At 72.3% G+C, this 26,707-nt stretch carries 23 protein-coding genes, 1 pseudogene and 1 riboswitch; of the genes and pseudogenes, 16 read left to right on the top strand and 8 right to left on the bottom strand.

Annotated elements, in window-relative coordinates; genetic code table 11:
• Positions 1 to 87: 87 nt before the first annotated feature.
• The 3 genes from rsgA to ABD363_RS13145 all read right to left on the bottom strand — a co-directional run bounded on the left by rsgA (position 88) and on the right by ABD363_RS13145 (position 3,241).
• Positions 88 to 1,098 (bottom strand): ribosome small subunit-dependent GTPase A, encoded by a 1,011-nt coding sequence (gene rsgA / locus ABD363_RS13155; RefSeq protein WP_344602846.1) that lies wholly within the window; start codon positions 1,096 to 1,098, stop codon positions 88 to 90.
• 18 nt (positions 1,099 to 1,116) lie between these two features.
• Positions 1,117 to 2,433: a 3-phosphoshikimate 1-carboxyvinyltransferase gene (gene aroA / locus ABD363_RS13150; RefSeq protein WP_344602844.1), complete on the bottom strand. Its 1,317-nt coding sequence runs from the start codon at positions 2,431 to 2,433 to the stop codon at positions 1,117 to 1,119.
• Between the two features lie 85 nt (positions 2,434 to 2,518).
• On the bottom strand, positions 2,519 to 3,241 hold the full coding sequence (locus ABD363_RS13145; RefSeq protein WP_344602842.1) for a M50 family metallopeptidase: 723 nt from the start codon (positions 3,239 to 3,241) through the stop codon (positions 2,519 to 2,521).
• 50 nt (positions 3,242 to 3,291) lie between these two features.
• Here ABD363_RS13145 and ABD363_RS13140 point away from each other — a divergent pair, with 50 nt between their 5' ends.
• The 8 genes and pseudogenes from ABD363_RS13140 to ABD363_RS13105 form a co-directional block, all read left to right on the top strand.
• Positions 3,292 to 4,107, top strand: a complete 816-nt coding sequence (locus ABD363_RS13140; RefSeq protein ID WP_344602840.1) for an SOS response-associated peptidase — start codon at positions 3,292 to 3,294, stop codon at positions 4,105 to 4,107.
• 1 nt (position 4,108) lies between these two features.
• Positions 4,109 to 4,774 (top strand): alpha/beta hydrolase family protein, encoded by a 666-nt coding sequence (locus ABD363_RS13135; protein WP_344602838.1) that lies wholly within the window; start codon positions 4,109 to 4,111, stop codon positions 4,772 to 4,774.
• 340 nt (positions 4,775 to 5,114) lie between these two features.
• Positions 5,115 to 5,798 (top strand): RNA polymerase sigma factor SigR, encoded by a 684-nt coding sequence (sigR, locus tag ABD363_RS13130; RefSeq protein WP_242766192.1) that lies wholly within the window; start codon positions 5,115 to 5,117, stop codon positions 5,796 to 5,798.
• On the top strand, positions 5,795 to 6,106 hold the full coding sequence (gene rsrA / locus ABD363_RS13125) for a mycothiol system anti-sigma-R factor (protein WP_344602834.1): 312 nt from the start codon (positions 5,795 to 5,797) through the stop codon (positions 6,104 to 6,106). Before sigR ends, rsrA begins: the two co-directional genes overlap by 4 nt.
• A gap of 526 nt (positions 6,107 to 6,632) precedes the next feature.
• Positions 6,633 to 7,613 (top strand): tetratricopeptide repeat protein, encoded by a 981-nt coding sequence (locus tag ABD363_RS13120; RefSeq protein WP_344602832.1) that lies wholly within the window; start codon positions 6,633 to 6,635, stop codon positions 7,611 to 7,613.
• Positions 7,614 to 7,684: 71 nt separating this feature from the next.
• Positions 7,685 to 8,335, top strand: a complete 651-nt coding sequence (gene def / locus ABD363_RS13115) for a peptide deformylase (protein WP_344602830.1) — start codon at positions 7,685 to 7,687, stop codon at positions 8,333 to 8,335.
• Between the two features lie 308 nt (positions 8,336 to 8,643).
• Positions 8,644 to 8,856 (top strand): hypothetical protein, encoded by a 213-nt coding sequence (locus tag ABD363_RS13110; RefSeq protein ID WP_425577982.1) that lies wholly within the window; start codon positions 8,644 to 8,646, stop codon positions 8,854 to 8,856.
• Positions 8,832 to 9,218, top strand: a pseudogene (locus ABD363_RS13105) (cytochrome P450); the annotation flags it as partial. The gene ABD363_RS13110 and the pseudogene ABD363_RS13105, both read left to right, overlap by 25 nt.
• 3 nt (positions 9,219 to 9,221) lie before the next feature.
• On the opposite strand, the gene ABD363_RS13100 reads toward ABD363_RS13105, so the two are convergent.
• The 3 genes from ABD363_RS13100 to ABD363_RS13085 all read right to left on the bottom strand — a co-directional run bounded on the left by ABD363_RS13100 (position 9,222) and on the right by ABD363_RS13085 (position 13,880).
• Positions 9,222 to 10,184, bottom strand: a complete 963-nt coding sequence (locus ABD363_RS13100) for a GlxA family transcriptional regulator (RefSeq protein WP_344602828.1) — start codon at positions 10,182 to 10,184, stop codon at positions 9,222 to 9,224.
• Between the two features lie 244 nt (positions 10,185 to 10,428).
• Positions 10,429 to 11,457: a ribonucleotide-diphosphate reductase subunit beta gene (locus ABD363_RS13090; RefSeq protein ID WP_344602824.1), complete on the bottom strand. Its 1,029-nt coding sequence runs from the start codon at positions 11,455 to 11,457 to the stop codon at positions 10,429 to 10,431.
• Complete coding sequence (locus ABD363_RS13085) at positions 11,457 to 13,880, bottom strand: ribonucleoside-diphosphate reductase subunit alpha (protein ID WP_344602822.1); 2,424 nt, start codon at positions 13,878 to 13,880, stop codon at positions 11,457 to 11,459. The genes ABD363_RS13090 and ABD363_RS13085 overlap by 1 nt, the downstream gene beginning before the upstream one ends.
• A 132-nt stretch (positions 13,881 to 14,012) precedes the next feature.
• Positions 14,013 to 14,111, bottom strand: a riboswitch (adenosylcobalamin-variant (AdoCbl-variant) riboswitch).
• A gap of 355 nt (positions 14,112 to 14,466) precedes the next feature.
• Here ABD363_RS13085 and ABD363_RS13080 point away from each other — a divergent pair.
• From ABD363_RS13080 to mctP, 3 genes are all read left to right on the top strand, one after another.
• Positions 14,467 to 14,652 (top strand): hypothetical protein, encoded by a 186-nt coding sequence (locus ABD363_RS13080; RefSeq protein WP_344602820.1) that lies wholly within the window; start codon positions 14,467 to 14,469, stop codon positions 14,650 to 14,652.
• 143 nt (positions 14,653 to 14,795) lie between these two features.
• The gene (locus tag ABD363_RS13075) at positions 14,796 to 15,029 is read left to right on the top strand and encodes a DUF3311 domain-containing protein (protein WP_344602818.1); all 234 of its coding nucleotides are present in this window, start codon (positions 14,796 to 14,798) and stop codon (positions 15,027 to 15,029) included.
• Complete coding sequence (gene mctP, locus ABD363_RS13070) at positions 15,026 to 16,666, top strand: monocarboxylate uptake permease MctP (RefSeq protein ID WP_344602816.1); 1,641 nt, start codon at positions 15,026 to 15,028, stop codon at positions 16,664 to 16,666. Before ABD363_RS13075 ends, mctP begins: the two co-directional genes overlap by 4 nt.
• A gap of 641 nt (positions 16,667 to 17,307) precedes the next feature.
• Here mctP and ABD363_RS13065 read toward each other — a convergent pair.
• Complete coding sequence (locus tag ABD363_RS13065) at positions 17,308 to 18,072, bottom strand: GntR family transcriptional regulator (RefSeq protein ID WP_344602814.1); 765 nt, start codon at positions 18,070 to 18,072, stop codon at positions 17,308 to 17,310.
• Positions 18,073 to 18,625: 553 nt separating this feature from the next.
• Here ABD363_RS13065 and ABD363_RS13060 point away from each other — a divergent pair.
• The 4 genes from ABD363_RS13060 to ABD363_RS13045 all read left to right on the top strand — a co-directional run bounded on the left by ABD363_RS13060 (position 18,626) and on the right by ABD363_RS13045 (position 23,418).
• The gene (locus ABD363_RS13060) at positions 18,626 to 19,909 is read left to right on the top strand and encodes an extracellular solute-binding protein (protein WP_344602812.1); all 1,284 of its coding nucleotides are present in this window, start codon (positions 18,626 to 18,628) and stop codon (positions 19,907 to 19,909) included.
• A gap of 118 nt (positions 19,910 to 20,027) precedes the next feature.
• On the top strand, positions 20,028 to 21,023 hold the full coding sequence (locus ABD363_RS13055; protein WP_344602810.1) for a carbohydrate ABC transporter permease: 996 nt from the start codon (positions 20,028 to 20,030) through the stop codon (positions 21,021 to 21,023).
• A complete protein-coding gene (locus tag ABD363_RS13050) occupies positions 21,020 to 21,913 on the top strand; it encodes a carbohydrate ABC transporter permease (protein ID WP_344602808.1) in 894 nt (297 codons plus the stop codon). Before ABD363_RS13055 ends, ABD363_RS13050 begins: the two co-directional genes overlap by 4 nt.
• Before the next feature lie 8 nt (positions 21,914 to 21,921).
• A complete protein-coding gene (locus tag ABD363_RS13045; protein WP_344602806.1) occupies positions 21,922 to 23,418 on the top strand; it encodes a glycoside hydrolase family 3 protein in 1,497 nt (498 codons plus the stop codon).
• 110 nt (positions 23,419 to 23,528) lie between these two features.
• On the opposite strand, the gene nagB is transcribed toward ABD363_RS13045, so the two are convergent.
• Positions 23,529 to 24,314: a glucosamine-6-phosphate deaminase gene (gene nagB / locus ABD363_RS13040; protein ID WP_344602804.1), complete on the bottom strand. Its 786-nt coding sequence runs from the start codon at positions 24,312 to 24,314 to the stop codon at positions 23,529 to 23,531.
• Between the two features lie 747 nt (positions 24,315 to 25,061).
• Between nagB and ABD363_RS13030 the strand changes: the two genes are divergently transcribed.
• Positions 25,062 to 26,537 (top strand): sensor histidine kinase, encoded by a 1,476-nt coding sequence (locus ABD363_RS13030; protein WP_344602802.1) that lies wholly within the window; start codon positions 25,062 to 25,064, stop codon positions 26,535 to 26,537.
• Positions 26,538 to 26,707 lie beyond the last annotated feature (170 nt).

The raw sequence follows: 26,707 nt of genomic DNA, 5'->3' as shown, positions 1-26,707 counted from the left end.
CGAGCTGGACGGGGCCCGGTCGGGCCTGGAACCGGCAACGGCGATTATGCACTTGCCGATCCCCCGCCCACCCAAACAACGCGGAGGTCAGTCGCCTTCCCGGGCCTCCCGGGTGGCCAGCAGCCGCCGCAGCGAGTACAGCCGCGCCGGATCGGCGTGCCCCTCGGCCACCCACGCGTCCAGCGCGCAGTCCGGCTCGTCGTGACTGCACGCGCGCGGGCAGCCCTGCGTGCCCGGTTCCAGGTCGGGGAAGGCGTGGATGACCCGGGACGGGTCGATGTGGGCCAGCCCGAAGGACCGCACGCCCGGGGTGTCGATCACCCAGCCGTCCGCTCCCGTCAGCGGGAGCGCCAGGGCCGACGTCGTGGTGTGGCGGCCACGGCCGGTCACCGCGTTCACCCGGCCCGTCGTACGGCGGCGTTCCTCCGGCACCAGCGCGTTCACCAGCGTGGTCTTGCCCACTCCCGAGTGGCCCACGAACGCCGTGATCTTGCCGTCCAGGTGCGCGCGCACCCGGTCCGCCGCGTCGCCGTTCTCCAGCTCCTCGCGGCTGGTGACGACGTACGGGATGTCCAGGGCGCCGTACAGCTCCAGGAGTCCGTCCGGCGGGGCGAGGTCCGACTTCGTCATCACCAGCAGCGGGTCGAGGCCGCCGTCGTACGCCGCGACCAGGCAGCGGTCGATCAGGCGCGGGCGCGGCTCGGGGTCGGCGAGGGCGGTGACGATGGCGAGCTGGTCGGCGTTGGCGACGACCACCCGCTCGTAGGGATCGTCGTCGTCGGCGGTGCGGCGCAGCACCGAGGCGCGCTCCTCGATCCGCACGATCCGCGCCAGCGTGTCCTTCCGGCCGGACAGGTCACCGACCAGCGCGACCCGGTCCCCGACGACCGCGGCCTTGCGGCCCAGCTCGCGGGCCTTCATCGCCATCACGATCCGGCCGTCGACGAGGCAGGTCAGACGGCCTCGGTCCACGGTGAGGACCATGCCCTCGGCGGCGTCCTCGTGCTTGGGCCGGATGTGGGTGCGGGGACGGTTGCCCCGGCGGTTGGGGCGGGAGCGGATGTCGTCCTCGTCGGTGTGCTTGCCGTAGCGGCGCATGGCTGTGTCCCCGCGTCCCTACACCCCGAGCATCCCGGTCCACAGCTCGGGGAAGTCCGGCAGGGTCTTCGCCGTCGTCGCCACGTTCTCGATCCGCACCCCCTCGACCGCGAGGCCGATGATCGCGCCGGCGGTGGCCATGCGGTGGTCCTCGTAGGTGTGGAAGACCCCGCCGTGCAGACGGCGCGGGCGGATGTGCAGCCCGTCGGCGGTCTCGGTGACGTCGCCGCCGAGCTCGTTGATCTCCTTGGTGAGCGCGGCCAGCCGGTCCGTCTCGTGCAGCCGCAGATGGGCCACGCCCCGCAGCGTCGACGGCGAGTCGGCCAGGGCCGCGACCGCCGCGATGCCCGGCGTCAGCTCGCCGACGTCGCTCAGGTCCACGTCGATGCCGTGGACCGCACCCGAACCGGTGAACACCAGCCCGCGGTCGGTCAGCTCGCAGGAACCGCCCATCTCGGTGAAGATCTCGCGCAGCCGGTCACCGGGCTGGGTGGTGCGCGCCGGCCAGTCCGGGATCACCACCCGGCCGCCGGTCACCAGCGCGGCCGCCAGGAACGGCTGGGCGTTGGACAGGTCCGGCTCGATCGTCAGGTCCCGGCCGAGCAGGGCGCCCGGCGTGACCCGCCAGACGTCGGGCTCGCCGCCCGACTCCGGGGTGTCCACCTGGGCGCCCACCGCGCGCAGCATGTCGACGGTCATCCGGATGTGCGGCAGCGAGGGCAGCGTGGAGCCGGTGTGCCGCACCTCGACGCCCTGGTTGAAGCGCGGGCCGGACAGCAGCAGGGCGCTGACGAACTGGGAGGACGAGGAGGCGTCGACCGAGACGGGGCCGCCGTCCAGGGCGCCGCCGCCGTGCACGGTCAGCGGCAGCGTGCCGCGCCCGTCGTCGTCGATGCGGGCGCCGAGCTGCCGCAGGGCGTCGATCACGCCGTGCAGGGGACGCTCGTGGGAGCGCGGGTCGCCGTCGAAGCGGACGGGGCCGTCGGCGAGCGCGGCGACCGGCGGCAGGAAGCGCATCACCGTGCCGGCGTTGCCGACGTCGACCGTGGCCGGGCCGCGCAGACCGGTGGGCAGCACCCGCCAGGCCTCGCCGGTGCCGTCCGGGCCCACCCCTTCCTCGATCTCGACGCCCATCGCCCGCAGGGCGCCCGCCATCAGCAGGGTGTCGCGGGAGCGCAGGGGGCGGCGCAGCCAGCCGGGCTCGGAGGCGAGGGCGGCGAGCACCAGGGCGCGGTTGGTGACCGATTTGGACCCGGGCACGTGGACCGTCGCGTCGACGGCTCCGCTCGCGTGCGGGGCGGGCCAGAGGGCGGTGTCTGCGTGGTTCGGGGCCATGGCCCCACTTTATAAGGAGGCGGTGGTCCGGGTGCGGGTGCGTCGTGGCTGGTCCCGCCCGCGCGACGGCGGCGCGCCCGCGCCCTCATATCCCCAGCAGCCAGCGCCCCCCGCCGAGCAGCGAGCACAGCGACACCGCGTGGAACAGGAACAGCCACAGCCCCGCCGGCACGTGCGTGAGCCGCGACAGCTGGTCCGCGTCCGAGTCGCCGGCGCCTCCCCGGGACCGCTTGGCCTGCAGCTCGAACGCCGGGCGCACCCCGCCGAGCAGCAGGAACCACACCACCGCGTACGCGAACGCCGCCTGCACCTGCGGCCCGGTCAGCCAGGACACCAGCACGAAGGTGCCGCCGGCGAGGAACACGGTCAGCGCCCCGTAGGCGTTGCGGATCATCACCAGCATGGCGACCAGCAGTGCCGTCGCCAGCCACAGCAGCAGCGTGATGCGGCCGGTGGCCAGCAGGGCGGCGCCGCCGAGGCCGAGCAGCGGGGGAGCGGTGTAGCCGGCGGCCGCGGTGAGGATCATCCCGAGGCCGTGCGGCTTGCCGCGGCTGACGGTCAGGCCGCTGGTGTCCGAGTGCAGGCGGATGCCGGTCAGGGTGCGGCCGGTGAGCAGCGCCACGAGTCCGTGGCCGCCCTCGTGGGCGATGGTGACCGCGTTGCGCGCCACGCGCCACGGGCGGTGCGGTACGACGACGGCGAGCGCGGCGGCCAGCGTCGCCACCACCACCCACAGATCGGGGTCGGGCTGGGTGCCGGAGACCTCGTTCCAGAGGGAGGCGGGAGAGGCGGATGCGAGGCGGTCCATGGCGGGCGGTGGCTCCTCCGGGTCGCGCGGAATCTGGCAGTGTGGCACGTATGTGCGGACGGTATGCAGCGAGTCGCAGGCCCGAGGATCTCGCAGGAATCTTTGAGATCGGCAAGTGGGAGCCGGAGGAGACCCTGGAGCCGGACTACAACGTGGCTCCCACCAAGGAGGTCTACGCCGTCCTGGACCGCCCCCTGAAGGACGCGGACGATCCGCGGCCGGTTCGGCAGCTGCGGAAGCTGCGGTGGGGGCTCGTCCCCTCCTGGGCCAGGACCCCCGAGGGCGCCGCCCGGATGATCAACGCGCGGGCGGAGACGGTGCACGAGAAGCCCTCCTACCGCCGCGCCTTCGCCGCCCGGCGCTGCATCCTGCCCGCCGACGGCTACTACGAGTGGGTGACCGGCGAGCAGGAGCGGGAGCTGGAGGTCGAGGGCAGGCGAAAGCGGCCCCGGAAGCAGCCGTACTTCGTGACGCCGGCCGACGGGTCGGTGTTCGCGATGGCGGGGCTGTACGAGTTCTGGCGCGACCGGACCCTGCCCGACGACCATCCGCACGCCTGGTGGGTGACCTGCTCGGTGATCACCACGGAGGCGGAGCGGACGCCGCTCGCGGCGGCGCCCGAGGAGGGGCCCCGGTCGCTGGCGGACATCCACCCCCGGATGCCGCTGATGCTGACGCCCGACCGGTGGGACGCCTGGCTGGACCCGGCGCGCACGGACCCCGGCGACCTCAGGCCGCTGCTGGCGCCCCCGCCCGCCGGGCTGATGCGGGCGTACCCCGTCTCCACGGCCGTGAGCAACGTCCGCAACAACGGGCCGGAGCTGCTGAGGGAGCTGCCGGCGCCGGAGGAGGGCACACTCTTCTGACGTGACGGAAGCGACCACCGGGACCCCCGGGACCCCCAGGACCACCGAGACCATCGAGACGGACGCGGGCACCGCCCGGATCACCTGGCACGAGGCGCGCGGGGCACGGCTCGTCCTCGCCGTCGGCCACGGCGCCGGCGGCGGCGTGGACGCCCGCGACCTGGCGGCCCTCGCCGCCGTGCTGCCCGCCCACGGCGTGACCGTCGCCCTCGTCGAACAGCCCTGGCGGGTGGCCGGGAAGAAGGTCGCGCCCGCGCCGAGGACCCTGGACGCCGGATGGCGGGGCGTGTGGCCCGCGCTGGCCGCGCCGGGCCTGCCGGTGGTCTCGGGCGGGCGCAGCGCCGGGGCCCGCGTCGCCTGCCGCACCGCGGGCGAGCTGGGCGCGCACGCCGTCCTCGCCCTGAGCTTCCCGCTGCACCCGCCGGGCAGGCCGGAGAAGTCCCGCGCCGGCGAACTGCTCGGGACGGGTGTGCCCACCCTCGTCGTCCAGGGCGGGAACGACCCGTTCGGGAAGCCGGAGGAGTTCCCGGACGGGCCGTACGAACTGGTCGGGGTGCCCTGGGGCGATCACGGCTTCGCCGTCCCGAAGCGGGCGCCCGTCGACCAGGACCGGGCGCTGGCGGTCGTCACCGACGCCGTCGCCGCGTGGACCGGGTCACTCGGCTGAAGGACCCGCAAGTGCGGGAATGGCGAGCCCTCGGCCGCTGTTGTGGCGGACGTATGTGCTGACCATCAGCACGGACGTCGTAGGAGAGGAAGTCCGCCGCATGGGTTCCACCTTCTGCCCGACCGTCTCCCCCCGCCGTTCCACGGGCGGGCTGCGGCCGGCAGGGTCCGATCCGAACCGCAGCAGCCGCGACGGCCTGGAATGGACGGTGCTGCACGCGGCGACCACCGCCCCCGTCCGGGGGGCGGGCGGACGGTACCGGGAAGCGCCTTCGGCCACACGTCGTCTATCCTCCGAATCGAGTGGGACCGGACTCGGTCCCACGTCATCACCGGAGGAGGTGGGTCCGGTCACTGGGACCGACGCAGGGACCGACAACGGCCAGGCGGAGCTGCCCGAGGGCCAGGGCACGGGCGCGGAGTCGACCGCGGAGCGCAGCGCGCGCTTCGAACGGGACGCGCTGGAATTCCTCGACCAGATGTACTCGGCCGCCCTGCGCATGACGCGCAACCCGGCCGACGCCGAGGACCTGGTGCAGGAGACGTACGCCAAGGCGTACGCGTCCTTCCACCAGTTCCGCGAGGGCACCAATCTGAAGGCGTGGCTGTACCGGATCCTCACCAACACGTTCATCAACTCGTACCGCAAGAAGCAGCGCGAACCGCAGCGCAGCGCGGCCGAGGAGATCGAGGACTGGCAGCTCGCCCGTGCCGAGTCGCACATGTCGACGGGTCTGCGCTCCGCGGAGTCGCAGGCGCTCGACCACCTGCCCGACTCGGACGTGAAGGAAGCGCTCCAGGCGATCCCCGAGGAGTTCCGCATCGCCGTCTATCTCGCGGATGTGGAGGGCTTTGCGTACAAGGAGATCGCCGACATCATGGGAACACCCATCGGTACGGTGATGTCCCGGCTGCACCGGGGCCGCCGTCAACTGCGCGGCATGCTCGAGGACTACGCCCGTGAGCGCGGGCTGGTCCCGGCCGGCGCCGGAGAGTCGAACGAAGCGAAAGGCTCGGGGTCATGAGCTGCGGAGAGCCGCACGAGACGGATTGCAGCGAAATCCTCGATCATCTCTACGAGTTCCTCGACCGTGAGATGCCGGATGCCGAGTGCACCAAGTTCGAGCACCACTTCGAGGAATGCTCGCCCTGCCTGGAGAAGTACGGGCTGGAACAGGCCGTGAAGAAGCTGGTCAAGCGGTGCTGCGGGCATGACGACGTGCCGGGCGACCTGCGCGCCAAGGTCATGGGGCGGATCGATCTGATCCGCTCCGGGCAGGCCGTGCCGGAGCGCGACGCCGCGGCGGCCCCGCCGGCATCGCAGGAGTCCTGACCCCTTCCGGGACCCTCCGGCCGTGAGCGGCCCGCCGCCCGGCCGTGCCGATCCCGCGGGCCGCCGGCCCACGGGCCCTCCCCGCCCCCTGGGCTGCGGGCGCAACCGGCACGGCCGGAGGGAAGGGCCCGCGGAGGGCGGCACCGGCACGGGTGCGCGCGTACGCCGCCGGCGCCGTGCCCGTCGCCCCGCCCCCGCCCGAGCCCGCCGCCCCGAACGTGCCCGCGCCGTCGCTTCCGCCCCCGCCGCCGGGCGGAACCGCCGCACGGTGCTACGGGGAATTGCGCACACCGGATGTGGCGAAGCCGCCTGCCCGGGTACTGTCCCGCAGCGAGGAGATGACGCGCGGGGGTCGTCCCCGTGCGTCGTCCGGCCAAGGAGAAGGCTGTCTTACCGCGTCCGCGCCGGGGTAACCCATGGGTAATGAGCGTCCTTCCAGCCGTACGTGGTTGGATGCGAAAGAGAGGGTGTCCGGGGGCGCGGAAGGCACAGCCAGCCCACCACACGGAACTGGCAGGCGGGAATCGTGAGGATCTTCGGCAAGGGACGGCACCGGCCCTCCGCCTCCTGGCGGCAGGCCACCGACCGCGCGTTCACACTGATCGGCGACGGCCGGTACGAGGACGCGGGAGCGCTGCTGACGCGGGCCGCCGACCTGGAACCCTGGCTGTCGGAGTCCTGGTTCAACCTCGCCCTGCTGCACAAGTTCCGGCACGACTGGGAACAGGCCCGGGCGGCCGGCCTGCGGGCCGTCGCCCTGCTCGACCGGGACGCCGGGGCGCCGGACTGGTGGAACGTCGGCATCGCCGCGACCGCCCTGCAGGACTGGCCGCTGGCCCGGCGCGCCTGGCAGGCGTACGGGCTGCGGGTGCCGGGCGACGCGACCGGCTCCGGTGAGCCGCTCGGCATGGACCTCGGCAGCGCGGCCGTACGGCTGTCCCCCGAGGGGGAGGCCGAAGTGGTGTGGGGGCGGCGGCTGGACCCCGCCCGGATCGAGGTGCTGTCCATCCCGCTGCCGTCCTCGGGGCGGCGCTGGGGCGAGGTCGTGCTGCACGACGGGGTGCCGCACGGGGAGCGGGTCACCGCCACCGGGGACGCCTACCCGGTGTTCGACGAGATCGAGCTGTGGGCGCCCTCGCCGGTGCCGACCTGGGTGGTGCTGCTGGAAGCCGCGACCGAGGCCGACCGGGACGCGCTGGAGCAGCTCGCCGCCGACGCCGGGTTCGCCGCGGAGGACTGGTCGTCGTCCGTGCGGCTGCTGTGCCGGCTGTGCTCCGAGTCGCGGATGCCGTCCGACGAGGGCGACGGCGAGCATCTCGACCCGCACGACCACAGTGAACCGGGGCATCCCGGGCCGCTGGGCCACCGGACCGACGGGCAGCTGTGGGTGCCGGAGCGGGAGTGCGGGGTGGCCGCGCCGGCCCCGCTGGTGCGGGGACTGCTGGACGGGTGGGTCGCGGACAGCCCGGACTCCCGGGACTGGCGGGATCTGGAAGAGGTCTGCTGAGGGCTCCCGCGGATCGCCGTACCCTGTATCAGCAGCACACCTTTGTTCTTCCAGGAAGGCGTACGTCGGTCATGGCGCAGCAGGACACCGATCAGCAGCACGCGGGCGTGCTCCCCGTCGACGACGAGGGGTACGTCATCGACACGGAGGACTGCGAGGAGCGCGAGACGGCCTGGCGGGAGCGCGGCACCTCGCGGCCGATCACGGTGGTCGGCAACCCGGTGCTGCACAAGGAGTGCAAGGACGTCACCGAGTTCGGCGAGGAGCTCCAGCAGCTGGTCGCGGACATGTTCGCCAGCCAGCGCACCGCCGAGGGCGTGGGCCTGGCCGCCAACCAGATCGGCGTCGACCTGAAGGTCTTCGTCTACGACTGCCCGGACGACGAGGGCGTCCGGCACGTCGGCGTGGTCTGCAACCCCAAGCTGGTCGACCTGCCCGCCGACCGGCGCCGCCTCGACGACAGCAACGAGGGCTGCCTGTCGGTGCCGACCGCGTACGCGCCGCTCGCCCGTCCCGACTACGCCGAGGTGACCGGGCAGGACGAGAAGGGCAACCCGATCAAGGTGCGCGGCACCGGCTACTTCGCGCGCTGTCTGCAGCACGAGACCGACCACCTGTACGGCTACCTGTACATCGACCGGCTCTCCAAGCGCGAACGCAAGGACGCCCTGCGGCAGATGGCCGAGAACGAGCCCCGCTACCCCGTGGTCGCGAACGACTGACGCGCCGCCTGCCGGCCGCGGCGGGCCCGGACCGACACCGGCCCGGACCGGCCGCCCCCGGCGCACGGCGCCTGTCCGGGTCCTTCCTCCCGGGCAGGCGCCGTTCGTCTGTCCGCCGGGCGCCCGATCGCCCACGCGCCTTCGGCGACCGACGGCCTTCGCACAAGGGGAGTTCCGGCATCCAGGGATGGCGAATGGAGCAAATCCGCTCCCAGACCGGTCAGTTGTGGTGGTGAACGGGATGTGCGGGGCGCACGCCCCGCACGGCGGGAGGGGTGCGCCCACCGGCGGCCGAGAGGGGTCTGTTCGTGCAGGTCCTCCTGCACGGCACCACAGCGACACCGGCCACGATCCCGGTACCACCGCCGCTCGCTCCTCCGGTGATCGAGACGGGGTTCGGGCGGCGACTGCACCCGTATGGGCCGGAACTCCGGGAGAAGACCCGTACCCGGCTGCTCGAGGAACGGCTGATGCCGGCCGACGAGGTGGAGGAACGCGCCGACGGCCTGTATGGACATTGACGCGGCGGGCGGTCACCGACACGGAACTCGGCGGGTACCGCATTCCGGCCGGGACCGACATCGTGTACGGCCCGTACGCGATCCAGCGTGATCCGCAGTCGTATGCGCGCCCTCGGGAGTCCGATCCCGACCGGTGGCTTCCGGAACGCGTGGAGGAGGTACCGAAACATGCCATGAACCCCTTCGGCGTCGGCAACCGGAAGTGCCCGGGCGGCCATGTCCCGATGGCGCAGCTGACCCTGATCACGGCGGCGCTGTCCGCGAAGTACCGCTTGGAGCGGGCGCCGGGCTCCGACGACACCACCCGGGCGGGCCTCACCCCGCGCCCGCGCCGGCTGCTGCCGAGGCCGGTGGCGAGGTGAGGGTCAGGCCGCTTCCGGGCCCCTGAACGCCCGCCGGTAGGCATTCGGGGTCGTCCCCACCGCCCGCACGAACTGATGGCGCAGCGCGGCCGCGGTGCCGAACCCCGCGCGGCCCGCGATCGCGTCCACCGTCTCGTCCGTCGCCTCCAGCAGCCGCTGCGCCAGCAGCACGCGCTGGCGCAGGATCCAGCGGTAGGGAGTGGTGCCCGTCTCCTGCTGGAAGCGGCGGGCGAAGGTGCGCGGCGACATGTGGGCGCGGGCCGCGAGCTGCTCGACGGTGACCTCCCGGTCGAGGTTGCGCTCCATCCACGCCAGCACCCCGGCGACCGTGTCGCCCTCCGAGCGGGGCAGCGGCCGCTCGATGTACTGGGCCTGGCCGCCGTCGCGGTGCGGCGGCACCACCATGCGCCGGGCGATCTTGTTGGCGACCTCCGGGCCCTGCTCCCTGCGCACGAGGTGCAGGCAGGCGTCGATGCCCGCGGCGGTGCCGGCGGAGGTGATCACCGGGTCCTCGTCGACGTACAGCACGTCCGGCTCGACCACCGCCCGCGGGTAGCGCCGGGCCAGCGTCTCGGCCTGCCGCCAGTGCACCGAGCAGCGCCTGCCGTCCAGCAGCCCGGCCGCCGCGACCGCGAAGACCCCGGAGCACACACTGAGCACCCGGGCGCCGCGCGCCGCGCCGCGCCGCAGCGCGTCCAGCAGGTCCGGCGGGAACTCCCGCGACTCGAAGCCCCGCCCGGCCGGCACGGCGATGAGATCGGCCGTCTCCAGCCGCTCCAGGCCGTGCTCGGTGTGCAGGGCGAAGCCCGCGTTGGTGCGCAGCACCGGGCCGTCGGCCGAGGCGACGGCGAAGTCGTACACGGGCAGCCCGTCGTCGCTGCGGTCGGTGCCGAACACCTCGCACAGGACGCCCAGTTCGAAGGGGTTCACGCCGTCGAGGACGACGGCGGCCACGTTCCGCAACATGCTGCCAGTGTGCCCCGCGCGTGGCAGTAATTCGAGGGGGTGCGGCAGTTCTGCCACTGTCGGTAAGGGGCATCCGGCGTGACAGTGGTGTCATGACTGCGGCACAGACAGAAGCACTGACCGGAATGCTGACCGTGCTGGGGATCCTCGTCCTGCTGGTCCTCCCCTCCGTGGTCGGCATCGTCCGCGACCGGCGCATCGACCGTCGGATCAGGGAGGCCCAGGCGAGGCACGAGAGGAGTGATCAGAAGTCCTCGTCCAGGTCGACGGCGCCCTCCACCGCGACCTGGTACGCCGACGGACGCCGCTCGAAGAAGTTGGTCAGCTCCTGAACGCCCTGCAGCTCCAGGAAGGAGAAGGGGTTCTCGGAGCCGTACACCGGGGCGAAGCCGAGGCGCGTCAGACGCTGGTCGGCGACGCACTCCAGGTACTGCCGCATCGAGTCGGTGTTCATCCCCGGGAGGCCGTCACCGCACAGGTCGCGCGCGAACTGCAGCTCGGCCTCGACGGCCTCCCGCAGCATGCCGGTGACCTGCTCCCGGAGCCGGTCGTCGAAGAGGTCCGGCTCCTCCTCGCGGACGGTGTCGACCACGTCGAAGGCGAAGGACATGTGCATGGTCTCGTCGCGGAAGACCCAGTTGGTGCCGGTGGCCAGGCCGTGCAGCAGGCCCCGGCTGCGGAACCAGTAGACGTAGGCGAAGGCGCCGTAGAAGAACAGGCCCTCGATGCACGCGGCGAAACAGATGAGGTTGAGGAGGAAACGGCGGCGGTCGGCCCTGGTCTCCAGCCGGTCGATCTCCTCCACCGAGTCCATCCACCGGAAGCAGAAGTCGGCCTTCTCGCGGATGGACGGGATGTTCTCCACCGCGGCGAAGGCGGCGGCCCGGTCGTCCGGGTCGGGCAGGTAGGTGTCCAGCAGCGTCAGGTAGAACTGGACGTGGACGGCCTCCTCGAAGAGCTGGCGGGAGAGGTAGAGCCGCGCCTCGGGCGAGTTGATGTGCTTGTAGAGGGTCAGCACCAGGTTGTTCGCCACGATCGAGTCGCCCGTCGCGAAGAAGGCCACGAGCCGGCCGATGAGGTGCTGCTCGCCGGGGGACAGCTTCGCGAGGTCGGCCACGTCCGAGTGGAGGTCGACCTCCTCCACGGTCCAGGTGTTCCTGATGGCGTCCCGGTAGCGCTCGTAGAAGCCGGGGTAGCGCATGGGGCGCAGGGTCAGCTCGAAGCCCGGGTCCAGCAGGTTCCGGTTGCGGGCGGTGGGGGTGGCGGCGGTCATCACTGGCAGGCCTCGCAGGACTCGGGGTTCTCAAGGGAGCAGGCGACGGCCTCTTCGGAGGTCGCCTGCCGGGCGGGGGCGGGGGCGGGGGCGGGGGCGGTGGCCCGGGCCGCGCGGGCGATCCTCGTCGCCGGGCGCGAGCGCAGGTAGTACGTCGTCTTCAGCCCGGACTTCCAGGCGTAGGCGTACATCGAGGAGAGCTTGCCGATGGTCGGCGTCTCCAGGAACAGGTTCAGCGACTGGGACTGGTCGAGGAACGGGGTGCGGGCGGCGGCCATGTCGATCAGACCGCGCTGCGGGATCTCCCACGCCGTGCGGTACAGCCGCCGCACCTCCTCGGGGATCCAGGAGAAGCCCTGCACGGAGCCGTTCGCCTCGCGCAGCGCCTCCCGGGTGCGGGCGTCCCACACGCCGAGCCGCTTCAGGTCCTCGACCAGGTAGGAGTTGACCTGGAGGAACTCGCCGGAGAGCGTCTCGCGCTTGAACAGGTTGGACACCTGCGGCTCGACGCACTCGTGGACGCCCGCGATGGAGGCGATGGTCGCGGTCGGGGCGATGGCCAGGAGCAGGGAGTTGCGCAGGCCGACGGCGGCGATCCGCTCCCGCAGCGCCGCCCAGCGCTCCGGCCAGGCCAGGTCGGTGTCGTAGTGGTCGGGGTGCAGGACGCCCCGGGCGGTACGGGTCTTCTCCCAGGCCGGGAACGGGCCGACGGGGGTCCCCCCTGTGCCGGAGCCTGCCGCGGATGCCCGGGGGCGCTCGGCGAGGTCGGCGGAGGCCTCGTACGCGGCGAGCATGATCCGCTCGGCGATCCGCGTGGACAGCCGCCGGGCCTCGGGCGAGTCGAAGGGCAGGCGCAGCTTGAAGAAGACGTCCTGCAGGCCCATCACGCCCAGGCCGACCGGGCGCCAGCGGGCGTTGGAGCGGGCGGCCTGTCCGGTCGGGTAGAAGTTGATGTCCACGACCCGGTCGAGGAAGGTGACGGCCGTGCGGACGGCGGCGTCCAGCCGTTCCCAGTCGATGTCGTGCGCGGCCGGGGCGACGAAGGCGCCGAGGTTGACCGACCCCAGGTTGCAGACGGCCGTCTCGCCGTCGCTGGTGACCTCCAGGATCTCCGTGCAGAGGTTGGAGGAGTGGATGACGTGGCCCGGCTCGGCGGTCTGGTTGGCGGTGCGGTTGGCGGTGTCCTTGAAGGTCATCCAGCCGTTGCCGGTCTGGGCGAGGGTGCGCATCATCCGGCCGTACAGCTCGCGGGCGGGGAGGGTCTTGCGCGCCAGTCCCGCGGCCTCCGCCTCACGGTACGCCGCGTCGAACTCCTCGCCCCACAGGTCGACCAGCTCGGGCACGTCGGAGGGGGAGAACAGCGACCACGGCTCGTCGGCGTCCACCCGGCGCATGAACTCGTCCGGCACCCAGTGCGCGAGGTTCAGATGGTGGGTGCGGCGCGCGTCCTCGCCGGTGTTGTCGCGCAGCTCCAGGAACTCCTCGATGTCGGAGTGCCAGGTCTCCAGGTAGACCGCGGCCGCGCCCTTGCGCCGGCCGCCCTGGTTCACGGCCGCCACGGAGGCGTCCAGGGTCTTCAGGAACGGGACGATGCCGTTGGAGTGCCCGTTGGTGCCGCGGATCAGCGCACCGCGGGAGCGGACGCGGGAGTAGGACAGGCCGATGCCGCCGGCGTGCTTGGACAGGCGCGCGACCTGGTGGTAGCGGTCGTAGATCGAGTCCAGCTCGTCGCGCGGGGAGTCCAGCAGGTAGCAGGACGACATCTGCGGGTGCCGGGTGCCGGAGTTGAACAGGGTGGGGGAGGACGGAAGGTAGTCGAGGCGGCTCATGAGCCCGTAGAGCGCCGCGACCTCGTCGACCGAGCGGGGCCCGTCGTCCTCCGCGAGCCCCGCGGCGACGCGCAGCAGGAAGTGCTGGGGCGTCTCGATGACCTTGCGGGTGATCGGGTGGCGCAGCAGATAGCGGCTGTGGAGCGTGCGCAGGCCGAAGTAGCCGAAGCGGTCGTCGGCGGCCGGGTCGATCAGCGCGTCGAGCCGGCCGGCGTGCAGCCGCACGAACTCCGCCGTGCGGTCGCAGATCAGTCCTTCGCGGTGGCCCGCGGCGACGGACCCGGTGAAGGACGTGACGCCCTGGGAGGCGGCCTCCGCGCGAAGGGTCAGGGTGAGGAGGCGGGCGGCCAGCCGGGAGTAGGCGGGGTCCTCGGCGATCAGGCCGGCGGCCGCCTCGGTGGCGAGGCCGCGCAGCTCCGCCTCGTCCGCACGGGCGGAGCGGCCGCGCAGCGCCGCGGCGGCGACCCGGCCGGGGTCGGTGTCGGGGAGGTCGGCGGTCAGCTCCGTCAGGGTCCGCAGCAGCGCGGCTCCGGGGCCGTCGCTCTCCTCGGCCGCCGGGGGCGCTGAAGCCGGGTCGGCTGGCGCGATGGTCACGTGGGGTTCTCCCTCGCTCGGCACGGGGCCTCGGCGAGGGCAGGGGGCAGCACGAGCGCGCAGGGCGTCGCGTCCGCCGGCCCATTCCACGAGGCCCGGACGTCAGGCACGCCGGCCGGACGGCCGGGTGCGCTGTCGGCAGGTACTCGGACTGGACAGGCGTGCGGATGCACGCGGACACACCGTTGCGGGACAGTTCCGGATTCGCACCGGATTCCCCTGCGGCGACAGCGAGCATGAGCATACATCTTGTGTCGGGGCGCGGAAGTGCCCCCAGATGTTGTGTTGCTCCGGTGTCGGAGCGCCGGTGCGGGGCGTTACGGCTGCTGCCGGGCCGCGGCGGCGGCCGGGGTCCGCGCCCGTGCCGCCGGCCCTCGTCCGCGTACCGGTGACCGGCCGACGGGCGGGTCTGTGACCGGAACTCTGCGCTTGCGGTAACGGCCCGCGATGAAAGCGGAATGGAGGCTTCCTGTCGTCTCCGAGGGCTCCTTCGGGCGGGAGACGTCCGTGCCGGTCCGGCGGGCGGTGACGCCGGTGCCCGCGCCGGCGGTGCTCGCCTGCGGGGGTCGAGCCCGGGCTCGCACCGGTGCTGTCGCAGGTGGTGCTCAGCCTCGGCATCCCCTTCGCGCTGCGGCCGCTGGTCCTCCTCACCTCCCGCGAGCGGCTGATGGATCCGCTCGCCAACCGGCGGCCGACCACCGTGGCCGCCTCCGTCGCGGCGACGTCCGCCACCGGGCTCGACGCCGCACTGCTGGTCCCGATCTTCTCCTGAGACATGACTACCGGAGGAAGGAGGGAAGGCTGTATTTTCCGGCCGTTTCCCGAACTCGGTCCCTTCCGGACCGTGTTCACCGGTGCGAACGCTGTCCGACGCACCCGACCGACCCACATGTCCACGTCACAGAAAGAACCGCCTTGCAGAAAACCGAGACCGAGGACGCACACGGTGCCGGCACCCCCCGTCACCGCAGTGCCTGGAACCACCTCCTGTGGATCCCGATCGTCCTTCCCCTGCTGACTTTTGTGTTCAACCACGACGGGCCGCGCGTGTTCGGCTTCCCGTTCTTCTACTGGTTCCAGCTCCTGTGCGCCGTGCTCAGCATGGTCACCATCGCGCTGGTCCGCCGGCTCACCGGGAGGGACCGATGAGCGACCACATCACCGAGATCGTCGTCTTCTCGCTGCTGTTCCTGCTGGTCAGCGTGATGGGATTCGTGGCCGCCCGCTGGCAGCGCGCCGAGCACCTGGAGAGCCTGGACGAGTGGGGCCTGGGCGGCCGCGGGTTCGGCAGCTGGATCACCTGGTTCCTGATCGGCGGCGACCTCTACACCGCGTACACCTTCGTCGCGATCCCCGCTCTGATGTTCGGCGCCGGCGCGATGGGCTTCTACGCGATGCCGTACACCGTGGTGGTCTACCCGCTGGTGTTCGTCGTCCTGCTGCGCCTGTGGTCGGTCTCCCAGCGGCACGGCCTGGTCACCCCGGCCGACTTCGTCCGGGTCCGGCACGGTTCGCGCCTCCTGGCGCTGCTGGTCGCGATCACCGGCATCGTGGCCACCATGCCGTACATCGCGCTCCAGCTGGTGGGCATCGAGGCGGTGCTGCGCACCATGGGGATCACCGGCCACTGGCCGATCTTCGCGGCCTTCGCGATCCTCGCCGCGTACACCTACCACGCGGGTCTGCGGGCGCCGGCGCTGATCGCGTTCGTCAAGGACATCCTGATCTACATAGTGATCATCATCGCGGTGCTGTACATCCCGCCCAAGCTCGGCGGCTGGGGCGACATCTTCGCCGCCGCGGACGAGAAGTTCGCCGAGACCCCCGCCCCCGGCGACGGCACCCTGCTCAACGCCGGCAACCAGCTCCAGTACATCACCCTGGCACTGGGCTCGGCCATCGCGCTCTTCCTGTACCCGCACATGATCACCGGCACGCTGGCCGCGCGCAGCCGGGACACCATCAAGAAGAACATGGCCGCGCTGCCCGTCTACAGCGTGCTCCTCGGCCTGATCGCGCTGCTCGGCTACATGGCGATCGCCGCCGGGATCACCCCGCTGAGCGGCGAGAACGGCAAGCCGAACGCCAACACCGTCGTGCCGCAGCTCTTCGACAGCCAGTTCCCCGACTGGTTCGCCGGGGTCGCCTACGCGGCGGTCGGCATCGGCGCGCTGGTGCCGGCGGCGATCATGTCGATCGGCGCGGCCAACCTCTTCACCCGCAACATCTACCGGGAATTCTTCCGTCCGGACGCCGACGAGGCGACCGAGGCGAAGGTCTCCAAACTGGTGTCCCTGCTGGTGAAGGTGGGGGCGGTCCTGGTGATCGTCTCGCTGGACCCGCAGTTCTCCGTCGACCTCCAGCTCATCGGCGGCGTGCTGATCCTCCAGACGCTGCCCGCCGTGGGCTTCGGGCTCTACACCCGCTGGTTCCACCGGCACGGCCTGGTCGCGGGCCTGCTCGCGGGGCTGCTCGCCGGTGTCGTGCTGCTCTACAACATCCCCAATCCGGCCACCGGCAAGGAGCACTTCGGCGGATCGGCCTTCCCGCTGTCCGACTTCGGCCTGGACACGGACGTCACGATGTACGCCGGGCTGATCGCGCTCGCCGTCAACATCGTCGTCACGGCCGTGGGCACGCTGCTGGCCCGGGCCGCCGGTGCGCAGGAGGGCACGGACCTGACCCGCCCCGAGGACTACTTCTCCGACGCGCAGGACAAGCCGTCCCCGGTCGTCGAGGCGCCGGCGGAGGGAACGGCGGGCGAGGGAGCGGCCCGGGTGCCCTGAAGCGGACCGGGCCGCGGATGATGCCGAGGGAGGGCCATGAAGGACCGTCTTGTACGACGCGCGCTGCGGCGGCTCGCGTGGATCTGCGTGTTCTGCCTGGTGGTCGGCTGCCTCGGCATCGCCCTGCGGGTCTCGTCCGGCCGGAGCCCGGGGTGGGAGTTCCCGCTGTGCGCCGGGCTCTCCCTCGCGGTCCTGGCCGCGGTCGCCGGCGTCTTCCGGCGTGCCGCCCGGTTCCCCGGACGCGGCTGCGGCGGCACGGGGGCGCCCGGCGGCAGAGCCTGGGCGGGGTGTTTCCGGGACGCCCGGCGCCTCCTCCCGCCGGGCCGGGCGAAGGCCCGGGTACGGGGTCCCGTACGGGGCCGTCCGCCCGGCGCTTCCCGGTCCGCGGCGGGGGACCCCCGGAGCGCGCACCGGACGCCGCGGGGCCGCCCCCGGGGCGGACGGGGAAGGCGACGGGCAGGCGCCCTGGCCGGGCGCGCCACGACGAGAGGGCGGCCGTCCCCCACCGGGGCGGCCGCCTCGCGGCGCGCGGGCGGCGGTTCCGCCGGACGGGGCCGGCCCGGTGGTTCCGCCGGGCGCGGGTGGCCGGCCGGTGACCGCCCCGCCGCTGCCCCGTGCGGCCCCTGCCGTGCGCGCCCGTCCTACTCGGCGGGCCTCTTCAGCCGCGCCACGAACTTGTACCGGTCCCCGCGGTACACCGACCGCACCCACTCCACCGGGTCGCCGTTCCTGTCCAGGGAGTGCCGGGACAGCATCAGCATCGGCAGGCCCACGTCGGTGCCGAGCAGCCCGGCCTCGCGCGGGGTGGCCAGCGAGGTCTCGATGGTCTCCTCGGCCTCGGCGAGGTGGACGCCGTACACCTCGGCGAGCGCGGTGTAGAGGGAGGTGTACTTCGCCAGCGACCTGCGCAGGGCGGGGAAGCGCTTGGCGGACAGGTGGGTGGTCTCGATGGCCATCGGCTCGCCGTTGGCCATGCGCAGGCGCTCGATGCGCAGCACCCGCCCGCCGGCCGCGATGTCCAGCAGCCCGGCGAGCCGGTCGTCGGCGGTGACGTACCCGATGTCCAGCAGCTGGGAGGTCGGTTCCAGTCCCTGGGCGCGCATGTCCTCGGTGTACGAGGTGAGCTGCAGCGCCTGCGAGACCTTGGGCTTGGCGACGAAGGTGCCCTTGCCCTGGATCCGCTCCAGCCGCCCCTCGACGACCAGCTCCTGCAGGGCCTGGCGGACGGTCGTGCGCGAGGTGTCGAACTCGGCGGCGAGGGTGCGCTCGGGCGGCACGGGCGTGCCCGGGGGCAGCGTCTGCGTCATGTCCAGCAGGTGCCGCTTCAAGCGGTAGTACTTGGGCACGCGCGCCGTACGGACACTTGTCCCGCCCTCGTTCTCCGCACTGCTGACGTCGGTGCTCATGCTCTGCCTTTCCGGCTCCGCGTGCCGAAGCGACCGACGTACCCATCGGCCACGGCTCACATCGTGGCACGGCTTCACGTGCCGGGTGTCCGCCCGCACGCTCCGTGATCTCCCCTGTATACCGTCGTGCTCCCGGTTGGTCTAGTCCACCGCGCCGCCGACGCCCTCCGTCCACCGCCCGGCCCCGCTCCGTCCGCCCGCCGGGCGCCCGGTGGTCCACCGCCGGGGCCCGGGTCCGTCCGCCCGCCGGGCGCCCGGCGGCACGGTGTCCGGTCCGGTTCGTCCGGGCCGCCTGCGGCCGGTGGTCCGGTGTCCGCGCCGTGGCCCGCGGCGCCCGTTCCGCCGCCCGCGCAATGAAGGGTCCCTGCATATCGCGGTCCCGTAACGGACCTCTGGAGCGTGCTCGAGCACCCTTGACAGCCCTATTGGTCTGAGCCAAGCTCCCCCGTACTGGTCTACACCATTGGTCCAGGTCCCGGCCCCACGGGCGGTACGCGCGGCAACGCTCACCGCGGGGAGCAGGGGGGTTTGTGGCATCCCTGAGGAGGGTGGCGTGAAGCGCAAGCTGATATCCGCGATCGGTGTCGCGGGCATGGTGGTCTCCATCGCGGCGTGCGGGAACGACGGGGGCAGCGGGGGCACGGACAACGGCGCGGACGCCAAGGAACTGACCGTCTGGCTCACCGTCGACGCCCAGAACAACTGGCCGGAACTGGTGAAGGCCGCCGACGCCGCGGTGCAGAAGAAGCACCCCGGGATCAGGATCAACCACGAGTACTACGGCTGGCCGGACAAGAACGCCAAGCTGGACGCCGTCCTCGCCACCGACAAGGCCCCCGACGTGGTCGAGATGGGCAACACCGAGATGCTCGGCTACATGGTCAAGGGCGCCTTCGCCCCCCTCGACCCGGCCGACTTCGAGAACTCGGACGCCTGGCTGGACGGCCTCAAGGCCTCGGTGACGTACGAGGGCAAGACCTACGGCGTCCCCTACTACGCCGGCGGCCGGGTCGCCAACTGGCGCAAGGACGTGGCGGCCTCGGCCGGGATCAAGACGCCGCCGAAGACGTACCAGGAGCTGACCGCCGCCCTCGACAAGATCCAGAAGAAGGAGGGCGACAAGTTCAGCGCCTGGTACCAGCCCACCCGCGACTGGTACGCGGCCATGTCCTTCGTCTACGACGCCGGCGGCTCCATCGCGAAGGAGGAGGGCGGCCGGTGGAAGGCCGACCTCTCCTCGCCCGAGTCCCTCAAGGGCCTGAAGGAGTTCAAGAAGGTCGTCGACAGGTACATGCACGGCGACAAGACCAAGGACGAGTCCGACCGTTACCTCGTCTACGGGCAGGGCAAATCCGCCATGATCTTCGGCGCGGCCTGGGAGGGGGCGACCGCCGAGGACCCGGAGAACGACAAGACCGGCAAGCTCAAGGGCAACCTCGAGAACTTCGTGATGCCCGGCCCGTCCGGCAAGAACATGCCCGTCTTCCTGGGCGGCTCCGACCTCGCCGTCCCGGTGAAGTCCGACGCGCAGGCCGTCGCCGCCGAGTGGATCGACGCCTTCACCGGCGCCTCCGGGCAGAAGGGCCTGATGGCCAAGGGCAACCTGCCCAACAACAAGACCGACCTCGCGACGCTGAAGAACGACCCGAAGACGGCGGTCCCGGCCACCGCGGCCGAGTCCAGCTGGTTCGTCCCGACGGCCCCCGGCTGGGGTCAGGTCGAGAAGGCCCAGGTCCTGCAGACCATGCTGCAGGCCATCGGCACCGGCAAGAAGTCGGTCGAGGCCGCCGCGAAGGAGGCGGACGCCGCGATCGACAAGGTCATCAACACCGAGTGACCGGCGAGCGGGGCCCGTCGCGCACGGACGGGCCCCGCTGCTCGTACGTCCTGCTTTCTCGTACGACCTGTGCGACCTGCTTTCTCGTACGACCCGAGGGACCGCTGAGGAGCGCGCGATGAGTGCCGCAGACACCACCACCCCTGCCAAGGTGCCGCCGCCGCGGCAGGCGCCGCCGCCACCCGCCTCCGTGAGACCGCTGGGACCACGGGGACGGCGCACGCCGAGCGGGGCCGCGGTTCCCTGGCTGCTGCTCGCGCCCTGTCTGCTGACCCTCGTGCTGGTCATGGGCTATCCGCTGGTCCGCCTGGTCACCCTCTCCTTCCAGACCTTCGGCCAGTCCCAGCTGTGGGGCTTCCAGCCGGCCGAGTGGGCCGGTTTCGACAACTTCGCCGAGGTGCTGGGGGACGGGCAGTTCTGGGCCGTCGTCCTGCGCACCATCGTCTTCGCGGGCGGGGCGGTCGTCTTCACCATGGTCGGCGGCATGGCGATCGCGCTGCTGCTGCAGCGGGTCTCCGGCTGGCTGCGGATACTGATCAACATCGTGCTGGTGGCCGGCTGGGGCATGCCCGTGATCGTGGCCACCACCGTCTTCAAATGGCTCTTCGACTCCGACTACGGCGTCCTCAACGCGCTGCTGAGCAGGTTGCCCGGGGTCGAGATGACCGGCCACAACTGGTTCGCGAGCGGGCCGCAGGGCCTGGCCGTGATCATGCTCCTCGTGGTGTGGGGCGCGGTGCCCTTCGTGGTCATCACGCTCAGCGCGGGCCTGACCCAGGTGCCCAGGGAACTGGAGGAGGCGGCCCGCCTGGACGGCGCCGGCTCCTGGGGCGTCTTCCGCCACGTCACCCTGCCGATCCTCAAGCCGATCATCGTGATGCTCACGACCCTGTCGGTGATCTGGGACATGGGCGTCTTCCCGCAGGTCTTCGTCATGCGCAACGGCCATCCGGAGGCCGAGTTCCAGGTCCTCAACACCTACTCCTACGACCGGGCGTTCGTGGTCAACGACTACGCGCAGGGCTCGGCGATCGCGCTGCTGACCGTGCTGCTGCTGCTCGGTGTGGTGGCCGTCTACATGCGCCAGATGCTGAAGATCGGAGACGTCGAATGAGCGGCGTGAGCGGTGTGAACAGTGCGAGCGGCGTGAGCGGCGTGAGCGCCCCCGCCGCCCGGGGCCGCCGCCCGGGAAGGTCCCGGCTCGGCTGGAACCTCCTCGGCCTCCTGGTCCTCGTCACCGCGGGCTTCCCGCTCTACTGGATGCTCAACACGGCGTTCAAGCCCGCCAAGGACGCCATCGACCCGGACCCGAGCCTGCTCCCCACGGGGCTGACGCTGTCCAACTTCGGCCGGGCGCTGGACATCGCCGACTTCTGGGGGCCGGTGGGCCGCAGCCTGGTCGTGTCGCTGGCGGTGGTGGTGATCGGCATGGTCGTCGGCATGCTGGCGGCCCTGGCCATCTCCCGGTTCGCCTTCCGCGGCCGCAAGATCGTGATCGTGGGCATCCTGGCGGTGCAGATGGTCCCGCTCGTCGCCATGATCATTCCGGTCTTCCTGCTGCTGAACGACCTCGGCCAGTACGACCGTCTCACCGGCCTGATCGTCACGTACCTGACCTTCATCCTCCCGTTCACGGTGTGGACGCTGCGCGGCTTCATCGTCAACATCCCGAAGGAGCTGGAGGAGGCCGCGATGGTCGACGGCTGCTCCCGCACCGGCGCCTTCCTGCGCGTGGTCTTCCCGCTGCTGGCCCCGGGCATGGTCGCCACCTCGGTCTACGGCTTCATCCAGGCCTGGAACGAGTACCTGTACGCCCTGATGCTGCTCAGCCAGAAGAACCAGACCGCGACCGTCTGGCTCGGCAACTTCACCACCAAGCACGGCACCGAATACGCCCCGATGATGGCCGGCGCCACCCTGATGGCCGTGCCGATCGTCGTCCTGTTCCTCCTCGTCCAGCGCAAGATGGCCGCGGGCCTGACCGCGGGCGCGGTGAAGGGATAACGCCACCGATGACGACACTCGCCAGCGGCACCACCGCGTCCAGGGACGAGCTGGCCCGGGACGCCCTCACCGTCCTCCAGCCCGGCTTCACCGGCACCACCGCCCCCGACTGGCTGCTGCGCCGGCTCGGCGAGGGCCTGGCCTCCGTCGGCCTGTTCGGCCGCAACATCACCTCGCCGGACCAGCTCGCCGCCCTCACCGCCCGGCTGCGCGCCGAGCGCGAGGACGTGCTGGTCGCCATCGACGAGGAGGGCGGCGACGTCACGCGCCTGGAGGTGCGGACCGGTTCCTCCTTCCCCGGCAACCACGCGCTGGGCGCCGTGGACGACGTCGAGCTGACCAGGGAGGTGGCCCGCGAACTCGGCAGCCGGCTGGCCGCCTGCGGGGTCAACTTCAACTGGGCCCCGTCCGCCGACGTGAACTCCGACCCCGAGAACCCGGTGATCGGCGTACGGTCCTTCGGCGCCGATCCCGACCTCGTCGCCCGGCACACCGCCGCCTACGTCACCGGTCTGCAGTCCGCCGGCGTCATCGCCTGCACCAAGCACTTCCCCGGCCACGGCGACACGGCCGTCGACTCCCACCTCGCCCTGCCGCGCATCGACGCCGCGGCCTCGCTGCTGGCGGAACGCGAACTGGCCCCGTTCCGCGCCGCGATCGCCGCCGGCACCCGGGCCGTGATGAGCGCGCACATCCTCGTCCCCGCCCTGGACCCGGACCGCCCGGCGACCCTGTCGCGCGGAGTGCTGACCGACCTGCTCCGCGGCGAACTGGGCTACGACGGCCTGATCGTCACCGACGGCATGGAGATGCAGGCCGTCGCGGGCACCTACGGCATCGAACGCGGCAGCGTCCTCGCCCTCGCCGCCGGCGCCGACGCGATCTGCGTGGGCGGCGGCCTGGCGGACGACGAGACGGTACGACGCCTGCGCGACGCCCTGGTCGCAGCGGTCCGCTCCGGCGAACTGCCCGAGGAACGCCTGGCGGACGCGGCGGAACGCGTACGCAGGCTGGCACGGTGGGCGGCGACCACGGCCCGGCCCGGCCCGGCGGCCACCGCCGACGACGAGGTGGGTCTGCGTGCCGCCCGCCGCGCCCTGAAGCGCACCGGCGATTCCTTCACCCCCCTCACCGAGGCCCCGTACGTCGCCGCCTTCACCCCCGCCGCGAACATCGCCGTCGGCGACGAGACGCCCTGGGGCGTGGCCGCCGAACTCCTCCGGCTGCTTCCCGGCACGCGGACGGGAAGCTTCGCCGGTCCGGACGCCGGGCACGCCGTCCTGGAGGCGGCCGGCCGCCGCCGTGTCGTGGCCGTCGTCCGCGACGAGCACCGGCATCCCTGGATGGCGTCGGCTCTGGACACCCTGCTCGCGGCACGCCCCGACACGATCGTGGTCGAGATGGGCGTGCCCCAGGCCGCCCCCCGCGGCGCCCTGCACCTCGCCACCCACGGCGCGGCCCGCGTCTGCGGCCGTGCGGCGGCGGAGGTCATCGCGGGGGCGTAGGCCGGCGCCGGAGCGCGGGCCCGCTCGGGGGCTCCCTCAGCGGGAACGCCGGTGCCGGGCCGTCCTCCCAAGGACGGCCCGGCACCGGCGTACGCGACGCGCCCCGGGGGTCAGATCCCCTGCCAGTCCGGCTTGTTGGCGTACGCGTGCCGGAAGTAGTCGGCGAGCTTCAGCTTGGAGGCGGCGGCCTCGTCGACGACGACGGTGGCGTGCGGGTGGAGCTGGAGCGCGGAGGCGGGACACACCGCCGCGACCGGTCCCTCCACGGACGCGGCGACCGCGTCCGCCTTGCCCTCCCCGGTGGCGAGCAGCACCAGATGCCGCGCCTCCAGGATCGTGCCGATGCCCTGCGTGATCACGTGGTGCGGCACCTGCTCGACGTCCCCGTCGAAGAAGCGCGCGTTGTCGATCCGGGTCTGCTCGGTCAGCGTCTTGATCCGGGTCCGCGAGGCCAGCGAGGAGCAGGGTTCGTTGAACCCTATGTGCCCGTCGGTCCCTATCCCGAGCAGCTGCAGATCCACACCGCCGGCCTCGGCCAGCGCCCTGTCGTACGCCTCGCAGGCCCCCGGCACGTCCTCGGCCGTGCCGTCGGGACCCATGAACGCGTCCATCCCGATCCCGAGCGGCTCCAGCACCTCGCGCCGGAGCACCGAGCGGTACGACTCCGGGTGTTCCGCGGGCAGCCCCACATACTCGTCGAGCTGGGCGATCCGCGCCCGGGAGACGTCCACGGCGCCCGCCCGCACCTTGGCCGCCAGCGCCTCGTAGACGGGCAGCGGCGTGGAGCCGGTGGCCACGCCGAGCAGGGCGTCGGGCTTGCGCCGGAGCAGCTGCGCCATGGCCTCGGCTATGAGCTCGCCACCGGCCGTGGCGTTCGGAACGATGACAACTTCCACGCTGGGCCTGCCGATCTGGAGGGGGACTCAACTGGACTCAACCCGGACCCGCGCAGGGGTCTATGTGGTTTAGACCAATCTAACAGAGCCGGGTCGGGTCGGCGCGTCGGGAAAGGCGGCGCCGCGGCGCGGCGGCGAAGTCGCGGCCCGCCTCCAGGCCCCGCGGCCGCCCCCGCTCCTTCGACCGCGCCCTCGCCGAGGAGCCCACCGCACGCGCCGCCCCGGCCCGGCACGCCGGCGCGATGCTCCAGGGAGGGTCCCGGCAGGCGCGCGACGGCGCGAGCCGCGAGGAACCGGAGGCGCTCGCGGAAATCGCCATGTCCGTCCGGCCCCGCTCGTGACCCGGCGGGGTTACCCTTCTGCCGGGTGCTCGGACGTCCGAGCAGCCGATGGAAAGCGGCGACGACGACCACCGGCCGACGCATGGACATGGGCAGTGGTCTAGTCCACAATGGACCTACGGCGCCTCGTACGAGGTGAACGTCGGACCTCCGTCCTCCCCGCACAGGAGGGCGGACCGAGGAACCGGAGCTCTCTGCCCTGACTGCCCCGGCTCCTCGCCCTTCGGCCGACCGGGACCGCACACCCCACGGCCGATATTGCTCCGGGCTGCGGTGCCGGGAGGGTTGAGGGTCCCTCCCAGGCGCCGCGGCCCGCGGGTGTCTCCGGAGCCGGAGCGGTGAGGGGCGGACCTTCGGAAGTGGCTGGTTTCGAACGATGTCCGAACCGCCAGGTACGCTCACTCACGTGCCCTCCATGAACGAACTCGTACGCCAGCACACCGCTCTGGACGACTCCGATCTGGAGTGGCTCCACCTGCTGGTCTCGGAGTGGCAGCTGCTCTCCGACCTCTCCTTCGCCGACCTCGTCCTGTGGGTTCCCACCCGCGACGGCACCCGGTACGTCTCGGTGGCCCAGATGCGGCCCAACACCGGCCCGACCTCGTACCAGGACGACATGGTCGGCCACCTCGTTCCGCGCGGCCGCCGCCCCATGCTGGACGCCGCCCTCGACGAGGGCCGGATCGTGCGCGAGGGCGATCCGGAGTGGCGCGAGGAGGTCCCGGTCCGGGTCGAGTCGATCCCGGTGCGACGTGAGGGGCGCGTCCTCGGTGTCATCGCGCGCAACACCAACCTGCTCACCGTGCGCACTCCGAGCCGCCTGGAGCTCACCTATCTGCAGAGCGCCTCGGATCTCGCCCAGATGATCGCGGCCGGTGCCTTCCCGTTCGCGAACCAGCAGAAGGACATGGACGCCGCGCCCCGCGTCGGCGACGGACTGATCCGGCTCGACGCGGACGGCATCGTCCAGTACGCCTCCCCGAACGCCCTTTCGGCCTACCACCGGATGGGCCTGGCCGCCGACCTGGTCGGCCATCACCTGGGCCGGACCACCGCCGAACTCGCCCCCTCCCGCGGCCCGGTGGACGAGGCGCTCGCCAAGGTCGCCAGCGGCTGGGCGCCGCGCGAGTTCGAGATCGAGGCCAACGACGGGGTGATCCAGTTCCGCGCGATCCCCCTCAAACCCAAGGGCACGCGCATCGGTTCCCTGGTCCTGCTCCGGGACGTCACCGAACTGCGGCGCCGCGAGCGCGAGTTGATCACCAAGGACGCCACCATCCGGGAGATCCACCACCGGGTGAAGAACAACCTGCAGACGGTGGCGGCCCTGCTCAGGCTCCAGGCCCGGCGCATCGAATCCGAGCGCGGCCGCGAGGCCCTCGAAGAGGCCGTACGCCGGGTCGGCTCGATCGCCATCGTGCACGAGACGCTCTCTCAGAACCTGGACGAACGGGTGGAGTTCGACGAGATCGCCGACCGCGTACTGGCCATGGTCGCCGAGATCTCGCCGGGCAAGGTCACCGGCCGGCGCACCGGCCGCTTCGGCATCCTGGACGCCGAGGTCGCCACACCGCTGTCGATGGTGCTGACCGAGATCCTCCAGAACGCCCTGGAGCACGGCTTCCGCGAGGGCGACACCGGCACGGTCGAGGTCTCCGCGATCCGCGGCGGCACGACCAAGGAGGCCCGCCTCCTGGTCACCGTCCAGGACGACGGCGTCGGCCTGCCCGAGGGTTTCGACCCGCACACCTCGGGCAATCTCGGCCTGCAGATCGTACGGACCCTGGTGGAGGGCGAGTTGGGCGGCACCTTCGACATGGTCCCGGCTCCGGGGCGGGGAACCAGGGTGATTCTGGACATCCCGGTCCAGGCGCAGAAGTAAGCCGCCGGATCCTCCGGGAGCGGGCCCGCCCGGACAGCAAAAAGCCTCGGACCATGCGGTCCGAGGCCAGTGCTCGCTGCTGTTCTGCAAATCGCGATGGGGTCCCCCCGACTCGAGCGAAGCCGAGAAGCTCGGGGGAGCATCGGGGGAACTGCGCGCTGCGGCTCGGG

Origin of the sequence: Streptomyces glaucus, assembly GCF_039533365.1 — a bacterium.
In the GTDB taxonomy this organism is placed as follows: domain Bacteria; phylum Actinomycetota; class Actinomycetes; order Streptomycetales; family Streptomycetaceae; genus Streptomyces; species Streptomyces glaucus.
The sequence above is the reverse complement of the archived record's forward strand: the minus strand, read 5'-3'. Positions and strand labels throughout refer to the sequence as shown.

Bases quoted from the DNA above. Each gene is read 5' to 3' on its own strand.
- rsgA (WP_344602846.1), bottom strand. From the start codon at position 1,098: ATGCGCCGCTACGGCAAGCACACCGACGAGGACGACATCCGCTCCCGC.
- aroA (WP_344602844.1), bottom strand. From the start codon at position 2,433: ATGGCCCCGAACCACGCAGACACCGCCCTCTGGCCCGCCCCGCACGCG.
- ABD363_RS13145 (WP_344602842.1), bottom strand. From the start codon at position 3,241: ATGGACCGCCTCGCATCCGCCTCTCCCGCCTCCCTCTGGAACGAGGTC.
- ABD363_RS13140 (WP_344602840.1), top strand. From the start codon at position 3,292: ATGTGCGGACGGTATGCAGCGAGTCGCAGGCCCGAGGATCTCGCAGGA.
- rsrA (WP_344602834.1), top strand. From the start codon at position 5,795: ATGAGCTGCGGAGAGCCGCACGAGACGGATTGCAGCGAAATCCTCGAT.
- def (WP_344602830.1), top strand. From the start codon at position 7,685: ATGGCGCAGCAGGACACCGATCAGCAGCACGCGGGCGTGCTCCCCGTC.
- ABD363_RS13100 (WP_344602828.1), bottom strand. From the start codon at position 10,184: ATGTTGCGGAACGTGGCCGCCGTCGTCCTCGACGGCGTGAACCCCTTC.
- ABD363_RS13090 (WP_344602824.1), bottom strand. From the start codon at position 11,457: ATGACCGCCGCCACCCCCACCGCCCGCAACCGGAACCTGCTGGACCCG.
- mctP (WP_344602816.1), top strand. From the start codon at position 15,026: ATGAGCGACCACATCACCGAGATCGTCGTCTTCTCGCTGCTGTTCCTG.
- ABD363_RS13065 (WP_344602814.1), bottom strand. From the start codon at position 18,072: ATGAGCACCGACGTCAGCAGTGCGGAGAACGAGGGCGGGACAAGTGTC.
- ABD363_RS13055 (WP_344602810.1), top strand. From the start codon at position 20,028: ATGAGTGCCGCAGACACCACCACCCCTGCCAAGGTGCCGCCGCCGCGG.
- ABD363_RS13050 (WP_344602808.1), top strand. From the start codon at position 21,020: ATGAGCGGCGTGAGCGGTGTGAACAGTGCGAGCGGCGTGAGCGGCGTG.
- ABD363_RS13045 (WP_344602806.1), top strand. From the start codon at position 21,922: ATGACGACACTCGCCAGCGGCACCACCGCGTCCAGGGACGAGCTGGCC.